The organism is Gracilibacillus timonensis, from assembly GCF_900086715.1.
In the GTDB taxonomy this organism is placed as follows: Bacteria; Bacillota; Bacilli; order Bacillales; family Amphibacillaceae; genus Gracilibacillus; species Gracilibacillus timonensis.
The window spans coordinates 168,623-181,702 of the sequence record NZ_FLKH01000012.1 but is presented as its reverse complement, the minus strand read 5'-3'; the positions used below and the strand labels follow the sequence as shown (position 1 = coordinate 181,702).

The 13,080-nt window shown below is 38.1% G+C and carries 6 protein-coding genes; 4 read left to right on the top strand and 2 right to left on the bottom strand.

Annotated elements, in window-relative coordinates; genetic code table 11:
• Nucleotides 1-45: 45 nt before the first annotated feature.
• Nucleotides 46-6,030, bottom strand: a complete 5,985-nt coding sequence (locus BN6556_RS21680; protein WP_235817520.1) for a pullulanase — start codon at nt 6,028-6,030, stop codon at nt 46-48.
• A gap of 304 nt (nt 6,031-6,334) precedes the next feature.
• Nucleotides 6,335-8,086, bottom strand: a complete 1,752-nt coding sequence (locus BN6556_RS11955; protein WP_066191713.1) for a glycoside hydrolase family 13 protein — start codon at nt 8,084-8,086, stop codon at nt 6,335-6,337.
• A 251-nt stretch (nt 8,087-8,337) separates the two neighbouring features.
• On the opposite strand from BN6556_RS11955, the gene BN6556_RS11950 reads away from it, so the two are divergent.
• The 4 genes from BN6556_RS11950 to BN6556_RS11935 all read left to right on the top strand — a co-directional run bounded on the left by BN6556_RS11950 (nt 8,338) and on the right by BN6556_RS11935 (nt 13,036).
• Nucleotides 8,338-9,624: a sugar ABC transporter substrate-binding protein gene (locus tag BN6556_RS11950; RefSeq protein ID WP_066191711.1), complete on the top strand. Its 1,287-nt coding sequence runs from the start codon at nt 8,338-8,340 to the stop codon at nt 9,622-9,624.
• Between the two features lie 69 nt (nt 9,625-9,693).
• Nucleotides 9,694-10,986, top strand: coding sequence for a sugar ABC transporter permease (locus BN6556_RS11945; RefSeq protein ID WP_066191709.1), 1,293 nt, complete (start codon nt 9,694-9,696; stop codon nt 10,984-10,986).
• A gap of 5 nt (nt 10,987-10,991) precedes the next feature.
• The gene (locus BN6556_RS11940) at nt 10,992-11,834 is read left to right on the top strand and encodes a sugar ABC transporter permease (protein WP_066196306.1); all 843 of its coding nucleotides are present in this window, start codon (nt 10,992-10,994) and stop codon (nt 11,832-11,834) included.
• Nucleotides 11,835-12,010: 176 nt separating this feature from the next.
• The gene (locus tag BN6556_RS11935) at nt 12,011-13,036 is read left to right on the top strand and encodes a LacI family DNA-binding transcriptional regulator (RefSeq protein ID WP_066191707.1); all 1,026 of its coding nucleotides are present in this window, start codon (nt 12,011-12,013) and stop codon (nt 13,034-13,036) included.
• Nucleotides 13,037-13,080 lie beyond the last annotated feature (44 nt).

Sequence of the window (13,080 nt, the reverse complement as noted above, 5' to 3'; positions counted from 1 at the left end):
AAACGGATCGTACCTTTGAAAAACTACTCTTTCAAAGCGGCGTAATTACTCTTTTTCTACTTTACGTCTCAACTCAAAATACACTATAACAAAACCTAGTAGCACAAATAGCAGACCAGTAATTATCCAATTAAATGTAGAGGTTGCTGTATCTGGTAAAGAACCGTTTTTCGAATCATTATTTGCGTCTGTATCTTTGTTGGAATTCGATTCAGTCCCACCGTTTTCATTAGATCCATCATCACCATCTGGATCGTCATTGCCGTTGGTGCCATTATCACCGTCTGAATCATCATTGCCACCGCTGCCATCTTCCTCACCGTGTGAATCGTCATGACCATCACTGTCATCTTCACCGTTTGAACCATCATCTCCACCGGTGCTATCTTCATTGTCTGAATCATCATCCTGCTCTGCTACTCGAATAACAATAGCTGATAACGGCTCTATTTCAATAGAATGCTCAGAAAGAGTAACACCAGTCGGTTCCTCGATAACATTCATTCCAGCTGTCTCTTGATCAACAATAATCTCACCATTTGTTAAATCTTCGGATAATGTTAAAGATCTTGTTTGATCATCTGCATTTACAAAAATGAAATACTCCTCTTTTCCAGCAGAATCTTCTGAACGATAAGCAATGACAAGGTCTTCATTATCTATTTCAGGAATATCCAATAAAGAAACTTTATCATGGACATCTTCCATGGTTCCATGTCGAAATGCATCAGTGGAACGCCTGAGTTCAATTAAACCTTTTGTATAATCCCTTGTTGTCGTCTCTGTTGGGTATGCTTCCGTATTGGTCGCTTTCTGCCAGTCAAACTGGTTAATCGCATCCGTTGAGTCATACGAATCGTGAATGAAATATGGATATTCAAATGGATTTCCATCTTTATCTGTGAGATAAGTAGACTTATAAGGAGGTTCCGTTACCTCTCCTTTAAAATCTTCATGGCGGAATTGCTTGGTTCTGCCATACTCTTGACCGGCATGAATAAATGGTGTTCCTTGAGCAGTTAATACCATTAAATTACCTAACCGGATGCGTTGATGTATTTCCTCGGCGTGATCTTTTGGATCCTTTTTAATTGATTGGGCAATCACATCATGTAAGGTTAAATTATCATGTGCCGCAATATAAGGCACCACATCCCCTGGATCATCTGCTGTAAAATTACCGGGATTAGCCGTAAGATTTTCAAATATTCTATTAATATCGCGGGCCCCTCCAGTAATAAATCTTGGCTCTCCTTCACTACCAAAACCTGATTTTAATTCATTACGAAAATCATCGGAAAAGGAACCAACACTCGTCGTATCCTCCATCCAACTCTGATCAGCGGGTTGCACATCTGGGTTATTTTCGTCACCTACATAGGTTACCCAACCCTCGCCAATCATCACAACATTTGGATTCAATTCTTTTGCTTCATCATATGCCATTTGAATGGATTCTGCATCATGGTCTCCCATCATATCAAATCGAAAACCATCGACTTTATACTCGTCTACCCAGTAGGTTATAGAATCTACTAAAATACGTCTTGCCATTTGATGGGTTGTTCCTAAACGACCACCACCAAAACTTTCACGCGGCGTCCCATCTGCGTCCATAAAATGATAATAATTGGGTTCTAAATCTTCCAATATATGCAACTGGGCCGTATGGTTATAGACCACATCTAAAACAACTCCCATATCACGTTTATGAATTTCATCCACTAAATTTTTAAATTCTTCGATTCTTTTTTCAGGATCCTCTGGATTTTCGGAATACATTCCAGTTAACGAAAAATAACTTTGTGGATCATACCCCCAGTTATAGTTGGTATCCGTTGATTCCCAGTCTAATAGCCGATCATCTTTGTTCATTTCATTCGCATGAAAATAACTCATTACCGGGAGTAATTGAATATGAGTGACTCCCAAATCTTCTATATAATCTAATTTTTCTACAAAGGAAGCGAACGTACCAAATTGAGCTTCTAATTCATCATCAATCGATGGATCAGACGTAAAATCACGCACGTGCGTTTCATAAATAATCGCATCTTCACGTTTTTCAAAACCATCAATCGAGGCATAATCTAATGTTGGCCCTAATGAACTTGGATCGACAATAGCCGCCTTGCCAATATTAGCTTCAGCGTCATTACTATTCCAAGCTGCCATAGATTTTGCGTAAGGATCTAGTGTTAATGCCGTTTCCCCTTCACGTTCTATAGCAAAATGATAATAATAACCAATCATATCATCCAATCCAGTTGTTTCTTTATTTAACTCTACTTCCCAGACGCCTTGTTCGGAACGTGTCATCTCCAAATCATCTTTAATAACTTGCTTCGCATCATCCTTATCGTACAAGACGACGAATACATTGTCCGCACTTGGTGACCAGACCTTTAAGGTAGCATTACTAGAATCATGGACTTCCAATCCCAGATCCCCTTCATAGCCATACATATTATCTTTTAATCGCCAACCAATTGATGCAATGACTTCACGTCCATTATGCTGAATCGTAAATGGAGCCTGGTCCAGATCAAAACTTCCGTTCAATAATACGGTGTTATCATCTTCTATTATGGTCACTGAATTCATTTCTACTTCTTGTTCTTCGCTTGTTAATACGGTAATATCCTCTAATAATTGTGCCTCTGTAAATCCTTGAACAGAAGTATATTTTAATTCTATCTCTTGGTCTGACAAGACTTCTGCAGATACTAAGCCATCTTGACTTACAAAGTAAGGGTTCGTGTATATCATAGGATCATCTTTCTGTACAAAAATTTGTGTGTGCTGCTCTAATTGATCAAATGACAATTCTTCTGACTGCCATTCTGTTTCTTTATTCATTAGTAAAAAGTCTATTTGTTCTGCTTCATTTGTGAGAGGTAAATCGTAGTAAGACCCTTTCATTCCTTGACGATCATCGGCGAAAGAATGTGCTCCATCAGGCCAATCTTCCGTTGGTTCTGCCACATCACCCCATGTCCACAAACCAAATGGGTCATAACTTTCTGCTGTTTGATAAAAATTAACACGAAGTGAATTTTCCTTCTCTAATGGTTCGTAATAAAACACTTCATAATCTTTATTCAACCAAACTTCATTCATTTCTGGGGAAAGCATCTGAACAAAGATATCTCCTGATAAGTTATCGCCATTGGAATGATTAATCAGCAAGCCTACCTCATTAGGATTTTCTGCTAGCTCAACATCAATATACCTTCCATATTCGGTTTGGTTCTGTTCTTCAAAAGATAATGCGGCGTCCGGCCAGCTACCTGCACTTTCTGAAGGAGTTGCAACGTCTTCCCACAACCATAATCCTAATCCATCAAAGTCAGCACCATCTTCAGGAAAATGAACGCGCAAATGGTTGTCAGGAATATCACGACCTTCTGGCTGTTCTTCCCCTTCTTCTCCATCTACAATATTTCCATTGTTTGCTGTTAATAAAACGGTACCCCCATCTTCCATAGCAGGAATATCAATGAATACTTCAAATTCACCGGCTTCATTTCTTTCAGCCTCATATGTTTGATCTTGATAATGGTCGACAATTTCTGTTTCCTCATTATCTACAGTTAAAGAAACTTGCTTTGTCGTATCAGCTGTATTGAAAGCAACATAAGCAGACTTCCCTTGAAACGACCGTTCCACAAGGATAAATTGTTCCTCATCAGAACCGGCAACTTGTTGACGTTCCCCTTTAGCCATAATATCAGAATGATCATTTCGGAAGGAAACTAACTCTTGGTAATGCGCTAACATTTCATTTCCTTCTACTTCGTCCCAAGCAAAGTCATAGCGATTATCATATTCTGGCCAATTATTAGCACCCGATTGTCCCAATTCTTCTCCATAATAGATAACCGGCTGTCCCTTAGCAGTAATTTGTAAAGATGCTGCTATCATTGCTTTTCCTTCATCACCATCTAATTGATAAAGAAAACCATCTTCATCATGACTACTTAAAAACTGCCCTAATAAAGATGTATTATCCATATTCTGATTTCGCTCTATCAAAGTTTGATTAGCACTCTCTAAATTTCCATTCACAAAATTGTTTGCAGTACCCTTAAATTCAAAATCTAACAAAGAATTCATCGTACCTGTTTGAAGATAGCCATGATCATTCGACTGTCCAGCTCCCCATGATTCACCAATCAATTGGAATTCAGGTTCTTTTTTAGTTAATTCATTACGAAAATGCTGCCAGGTTGTATCATCTACATGCTTCACTGTATCCACTCGATAAGAAGCCAATGAATTACCATTTGGTGTAGTAGACTTTTCAACCCAGTTTGATTGCCATTCTACCATTTGTTCACGAACAGCAGCTTCTTCTGTTAAGAAATCAGGTAATCCGGATAGTTCCGTTGTCAAATCTCCAGAACCAGAACTTTCTCTTAACATATCCTCAAACCGTAGACGGTCTTCACTGGTCGGATAACCACCTGGTGCATTTTCGCCCAGTGCATCTACTGATTTCAATCCATATCCAGGATGATTGAGAACGACATCTGCCATAATATCGATATTACGTGCTGCTGCAGCATCAATAAGTTCATGAAACTCTTCTACTGTTCCTAAATGAGGATTGAGCTCTTCAAAATTCTTCGCCCAATACCCATGGTAAGCAAAATAGGAACCTTGAGATTCATTATAATTAACATCATGACCAATATTTTCAACGATTGGGGTAATCCAAATCGTATTAACCCCAAGTTCAGCTAAATAATCTAATTTCTCTGTTACACCTTTAAAATCTCCACCCTGATAGGTACCACGGGGATTGTCATAATCTTGATACCCCAAATCATAAGGATCATTATTAGCAGAATTACCGTCGTAAAAGCGATCCGTTAGCATAAAATAAATGATTGATTCATCCCAATCCGTCGTACCCTCGCCGATTTCTCTCGCATCAACTGTAGCAGTCACGCTAGTCTTATATGTGCCCCCTGCTTCATCCACGACTGTGACAGGAATATCTTTCTCGCCAGGCTCTATATGATAAGAAGCAGATAGAGTAACCTCATTTAGTTCAGGTGATATTTCCAGTCGTTCTTTGCCGCCTAAAGCAGAAGTATCTGCATAAATTTGACGTATTCCCAGGTCAGATTGATTGTTGATGTTTACTTCTAAGACAGCATGATCATTATAGGTAAATGCTCGATTCACAGAGGCACTTACTTTAATATCCTGCTTCCCTTCTGTCTCTTCCGGTATCTCTTCCTCCACCTGATCTGATACATAATACGGATTAGTGTATACTTCTTCACTGTCAGCTTTCAAAAAGATTTGCCGATGCTTGTCCAGTTCTGCAAAATGAAAATCATTTGTTTGGGCGCCATTTTCGATTCTTTCTACCAATAAAAACCCGATTGATCCCGGATTGTCCTTCAAAGGAATATCTACATAGGCACCATAAGGACCGGTTTGTTCGTCTGAAAAAGGATGCGCATCGGTTGGCCACTCATCAGATGGCTGAAGTACATCATCCCACGTCCAAACACCCCAAGGTTCATAGGATTCTCCCTCTGTTTGATAATGAATTCGAATACTATTATCCTCCAATTCCATTGGTTCATAATAATAAACCTCTCCATCATTGGTTAACCAAACCTCTTGCATTTGATCAGATAATATCTCAATCGTGATCTCTTCAGTCAACTCATCTCCATTACGATTATTAATCAGTAATTGAACCTCTTCTGCCTCTTCCATCACTTCTACATCAATATAAGCACCATAATCATTTGTTTTATCCTCTTCAAACCAGACTCCATCTGGCCACTCTCCAGTTGTTTCTGAAGGTGTGGTTACATCCCCCCATAACCAAGCGCCTATGTCGGTAACGGAATCGTCACCATAGTCATAATGAATTCGCAATACATTTTCTTCCGTTATTTCGTCCGCTTGTACGTCTGATATTGGTTGTATGCCCGCAAATAAACTGAATAACATGACGATAACCATCATTCGCACCATAACATACTGTCTTTTCTGCTTTTTCAAATTACGTTTCCCTCCTATTTTAGTCTGAAATTTAAGCAAACGATTGCATTTATTATTAAAAGATCACAAGTAAAAACCAAGCCTTATTATACTTATTTTTACACATATCAAAAGTATTTCTCTAAAATAAGTGCAATCGTTTTCTTAGGAGTATATACTATTCACATTGCAAGCGCAACCATTATTTTCATGATTACGTTATTAAGATTGAATAAGCATTGACTATTCCCACTTCTGAACTTCGAATGAAATCATTCATAAAAAACTTGGACATACATAATTTCCAAGTTTTTTATGAAGTCAATTATCTCACCCGAAAACACCGAAAACCATAACCCTCTAATTCAAGTTGTGTCTCTTTATGAAAGGTTATCGTATCATTGCTAAATATTTCTGTTACGTCTTGATGCGATAAGGAAGGTACCTCCATAACCTGAAAATTTTCACTATTATTCAGCACAAACACAAGCTGTTCATGCTTTGTTTGTTTCTCGTAAACAATCGCACCACCTTGATATCCTAAAAAGCGAAATTCGGCTTCATTACCGAAAGCAGGAAGTTTTTTTCTTAGGTTTATCAATCGTTTGACAAAGGCAAACATTTCTTGATCCTGTTTGTTTTCCTGCCACACCATGCATTTTCGACAACCTGGATCATCACCTCCATCCATACTTATCTCGTCTCCATAGTATATACATGGTGAACCGATAAAGGACATTTGGAATAAATATAATAGCTTAATCCGTGCTTTTTCCCCATCCGCTTCTGTCAGAATACGTGGTGTATCATGACTGTCTAACAAATTGAAAGTGACTTCATTGACGTTCTGCGGATACATATGTAATACCTTCGTGATCGTGTCCAAAAATGTCGGACTATCCATGTTTTGTTTGGCGAAAAACTCCACTGCCCCATTCGTAAACGGATAATTCATAACCGCATCAAATTGATCCCCTTGCAGCCATTTTAGTGAATCGTGCCAAATTTCTCCGAGAATATAGGCATCCGGCTTGGCCTTCTTAACAACTTGTCGGAAGTCACGCCAGAAAACATGATCCACCTCATTCGCGACATCCAAACGCCAACCATCAATATCAAATTCTTCAATCCAATATTTCGCAACTTCCAGTAAGTACTGCTTGACTTCTGGATTAGTTGTGTTTAATTTTGGCATGCTTGCTACAAAACTGAATGTATCATAATTCGGCAGTCCCTTTGTCTTCACCGGAAAATCCCAAATAAAGAACCAATCCTTGTATTTCGATTCTTCTTGATTTTTTAAGACATCTTGGAATGGCTCAAAATAAAAGCCGCTATGATTAAATACAGCATCAAGCATCACTTTGATCCCTCGTTTATGGCACTCTTTCACTAATTTACGAAAGGTTTTCTTATCACCAAACTGTGGATCGATTTCGAAATAATCGATCGTATCATATTTGTGATTGGAGTATGCCTTGAAAATAGGAGTAAAATACAATCCGTTAATACCCAATTCATCCAAATAATCTAAGTGGTCGATCACTCCTTGGAAATCTCCGCCAAAAAAATTAGTGGGAGATGGTTCTTCACTTCCCCATGGTAATGTCCCTTCTGGATTTAACGAAGCATCACCATTGGCAAAGCGTTCTGGGAAAATTTGATACCAAACCGTATCCTTGACCCAATCCGGCGCCTGAAAGACATCAACCTCATGTAAATAAGGAAAGCAGAAGAAGTTGCCAATATCTGCAGGAATGGTGTCATAGAAACCTCGTTCGGTAATGATTTTTTTGTTGCCTTTCAGATCTGTACAGACAAACCCATATCGAAGTCGACGATAAATTGGTTCTACTTCTATATGCCAATAATCATATAATGCACAGCTGCCACTGAGGTTCATTGTTTTTTGAGCGCAGCGCCACTCCCCTTTTTCTATATTATAAGGATCTCCATAGATTAACTGTACATTTTGCAGATCTCCTTTTTTACTTTTCAGACGTATATGCAATTTTTTCTTTCCGTAACCATACACGAATTCATTTGTTGTTCGATGAATTATTGATGAAATATCCATTTTTACACTCCTTTAATATTAACAATCGTTTGCACTAATGACCCATAATTATTCTTTACCAATTTACATATTTCAAAAAATTATAACAAATCGAATTCTATTTTGAAAGCGATACTATCTTTTAAATATAAAGATTTTTTTCTTTTTAAAAATCTCTTGTCAAAAGGTAATTTCGTGTGTATAATTTATTTTGAAAGTTGCGCAATCGTTTTCGCAATAATTTTTAATCACAAATCAAGGGGGAGTATTCAATGAAAAAGCAGTTAGGAAGTTGGTTTATTTTTTTATGTATGATTGGTCTATTAGTAGCTTGTGGACCTGATGACGCACAACCAGAAGAAACAACTTCAGGAGAGGCGGAAGAAGGTTCAACAGATGAAATGCCTGAGAAGCCTGACCAATTAACAGTTTGGATAAATCCAGAAGAAAAGCAAGAAGAAGCAGTTAATGAAATTGCCGAAGCATATACGGAAGAAACAGGAATTGAAATTGAGACGATTCCAATCGATATGTTAGAACAAGTAGAAAAATTAGATGTGGAAGGTCCTGCCGGTAATGGTCCAGATATCATTTTTCAACCACACGACCGAATAGGTGACCTTGTATTACGTGGTTTAATTGATCCAGTAAACCTTGGAGAGTTAGAGTCTGACTATACAGAGGCAGCTTTGAGTGCAATTACTGCCGAGGACGAGTATTGGGGATACCCTGCTGTAACAGAAACTTATGCGTTATTCTATAATAATGCCTTAGTGGATGAAGCACCTGAAACAATGGATGATCTTATGGCTATTGCTGAAGAGCAAACTGATGCGTCAAACGATGAATACGGTTTCCTAATGGAAGCAGCTAACTTCTACTTTACCTATCCATTCTTTTCTGGTAATGGGGCTTATGTATTCGCAGAAGAAAATGGTGATTATGATATTGAAGATATCGGCTTAGCAAATGAAGGTGCAGTGGCTGGTGGAGAACTTATTCAAACTTGGTTTGAAAATGGTTATATTCCGCAAGACCTAAACCCAGATATCATGAATGGATTCTTTAGAGAAGGCAAAGTAGCTACTGTTATTAATGGCCCTTGGATGATTCGTGAATATCAAGATTCATTAGGGGATGATTTACAAGCTACCGTTCTTCCATTACTTGATAATGGAGAAAACCCTAGATCTTTTGTTGGTGTGAAAGCTTGGTTACTTTCCTATTATTCTGAAAACCCTGAATGGGCTGAGGACTTTATGGCTTACTTAACCAATCAAGAGAATGCCATGCTCTACTTTGATGTTGCAGGAGAAATGCCAGCAAGAGTAGACTCCATTGATGATCCAGTAATTGCCGAAGACCCTATCTACTCTGCCTTTGCTGAACAAGCCACTTATGGAGAGCCTATGCCAGGTGTTCCTGCAGTACAACAGATTTGGGATCCGATCAATAATGGATTGAATTTCATTTCCAAAGGAGAACCAGTCCAAGAAGTATTAGAGGAAGCAGTACAAACGATTGAAGATAACATCGAGGCCTCTGGAGCTACTCAATAATAATTTAAATAAGGGGAGCAATCAATCGCTTCCCTTTCTATAATATACAAAAGCAAGGGGGAGCATATCGTGGCAAGTCAACAAACAAATCAAAATACTAAGACTTCACGCAGAGCGATTGCAACGATATTATCGATCATTCCTGGACTTGGTCAAATATATAATAAGCGTTTCGTAAAAGGAATTCTGTTATTTGCTATTGCCATTTCATTTTTGCTTGTTTTTTGGAATTTTATCGATATAGGCTTGTGGGGTATCTTTACATTAGGAACGATTCCTCGTGAGCATCATTCGGTTCAATTACTTATACAAGGGTTAATAGCACTGATTGTTTTGGTATTTGGTATTGCAATCTATGCCTATAATTTAATAGATGCTCGAAAAGATGCAATAGCCATCGAAAAAGGAAAGAAAAATCCAACATTATTACAAGGCGTTAGAGATTTTTATAACAACGGCTTTCCTTATTTTATGATTTTACCAGGGTTATTAATGTTGTTGTTTATTGTGGTATTACCACTTGTTTTCATGGTGGGACTTGCCTTTACAGATTACAATCAGTACAATGCTCCACCAAGAAATTTATTGAATTGGATTGGATTTCAAAATTTTGTAGATTTAGTAAATATTGATATATGGAAAGATACATTCTTTAATGTATTTACCTGGACAATTGTTTGGACAGTTGTAGCAACGACGCTGCAAATTGCTTTAGGTTTATTCTTAGCTTTATTGATAAACGATAAACGCATCAAGTTCAAGCGAACAATTCGTACAGTGCTTATTTTGCCTTGGGCAGTGCCAGCATTTGTGTCTATTTTGATTTTCTCAGCATTGTTTAACCCAACATTTGGTGCCATTAATCGGGATTTGTTAAGCGTTTTTGATATGGCTATTCCCTGGCTATCAGATCCATTCTGGGCGAAAGTAGCACTCATTATGATTCAAACATGGCTTGGTTTTCCATTTGTATTTGCTTTATTTACTGGTGTATTGCAAAGTGTTCCTGCCGATATGTACGAAGCTGCAGATGTAGACGGTGGGACACGGTGGCAGAAATTCACAAATATAACACTGCCTCATATTTTGTTTGCAACTGCTCCGCTTCTTATTATGCAATACGCGCAGAATTTCAATAATTTTAATATCATTTACTTATTTAATGAAGGAAACCCTCCAGTAAGAGGACAAAATGCTGGTGGAACGGATATACTCATCTCTTGGGTTTATAAGCTAACTTTTGAATCAAACCAATATAATATGGCGGCAGCTATCACCATTATCATGGGACTCATCGTCATGGGTTTTGCCTTTTTCCAATTCCGGAAAACCGCTTCATTTAAAGAGGAGGGACGTTACTAATGGCTATGAAAACAAAAACAAAATCCAAAATTGAAGTAACGTTCATTTATCTATTCATTCTATTTATGTTTGTCATTATTGGTTATCCATTAGTCTGGACATTTATGATGAGCTTAAACCCAGGTACAAACATGCTAGTAACACAATTGGTTCCAGATAATCCAACTTTTGAACATTATAATTGGTTATTTACAGATCCAAACAGTGATTATCTTCTTTGGTATAAAAATAGTGTTATTATTGCGATACTTAATGCTTTAGGATCCGTGATTATTACATCACTCATTGCTTATGCTTTTTCTCGCTATAAATTTGTCGGTCGAAAGTATGGTTTGTATTTATTCTTATTATTGCAAATGTTTCCTGCACTAATGGGGATGGTTGCAATCTATATTCTATTAACAACGATTGGTTTGGTAGATTCGATTTGGGGACTGCTACTCATCTATTTAGGCGGGCAAATCCCTTTCAACGCATGGCTTGTCAAAGGTTACTATGATACGATTCCAAGAGAATTAGATGAAGCAGCTAAGATTGATGGAGCGGGTCACTTACGAATTTTTTGGACAATTATGTTACCATTAGCTAAACCAATTTTAGCGGTAGTTGCTTTATTTAATTTTATGGCACCATTTATGGACTTCTTACTACCTCAAATCGTGTTAACCAGTCCAGAGAATTATACCTTAGCATTAGGGTTATATAACTTTATTAGTGATCAATTCTCTACCAATTTCACACGATTTGCTGCAGGTTCTATTCTAATTGCATTACCGATCGCTTTGGTATTCTTAATGCTACAGCGTTACCTAATAGGTGGGTTAACAGCAGGATCTACCAAAGGTTAACGTTGCACACCACTAAAAAGCGAGAATATGCTATATGATTAGCATTATTCTTGCTTTTTTTGATTTAAAGTTTTCATTTCTCTGTATATGTCCTATAATAAAGCCATAACAACTATATTACAAAACGAAGACACGTATGAGAACGAAGCACTATAACAACCAAAGGATGAGAAATAATGGCCGCAACGATTAAAGATGTCGCAAAAAAGGCTGGGGTTGCCCCGTCTACTGTTTCAAGAGTAATTGCAGATAGTTCCAGAATTAGTTTGAATACAAAAAAACGTGTACGTAAAGCCATGAAGGAACTTGGCTATCATCCCAATATCAATGCGCGAAACCTGGCAGTACGATCTTCCCAGGCGATCGGTGTGATTATGCCCTCTTCTGCCGATAAAGCATTGCAGAACCCTTTTTTTCCCGAAGTATTACGCGGGATCGGGGCATTTGCCCATGAATTGGAATATTCTTTATATGTTTCTACTGGCGAAAATGATGAGACTACCTTCGAAGAAGTGCAGCGAATGGTGAATGGACATCGGGTGGATGGACTTATTTTACTTTATTCACGCAATAACGACCCTGTCCAGCAATTTCTTATGGAGGAGAACTTCCCTTTTGTCATTGTCGGCAAGCCCTCTAAAGATGAAAGCGAAATCACTTATGTCGATAATAACAACTTCAAAGCAAGTCAGGAATTAGCTAAGCATTTGATTGACATGGGACATCAACACCTTGGTTTTATTGGAGGATCTCTGGAACTAACCGTTACCCAAGAACGACTGAATGGCTTTCGCTCTGCCATTCGGGAAAATAATCTACCTTTATCCGATGATTATATCGTTCATACCGAATTTCTTAAATCTGGAGGGACCGAAGCTGTTGAGAAGCTCTTTGCCTTAGACCACCCTCCTACCGGATTGGTCGTATCAGATGATCTTATGACACTTGGGGTTATCCACGCCATCAAGGAAATTGGACTGCAATGCCCGGAGGATGTCTCCTTAACTTCCTTTAATAACCTTTATTTATCGGAGATTACTCATCCCCCGCTCACCACAGTAGATATTAATATTTATCAACTCGGGTTTCAATCGGCACGCTGCTTAATTGAGCAAACCAAAAACAAGGAAGAACCTGCTAAACGGATTATCGTACCTTATGAAATTAAATATCGTTCTTCGACAAAGCCTCTGTATTCATAATTACAGGGCTTTTTCTTTTATTAACAGGATATGCTATATTAGAG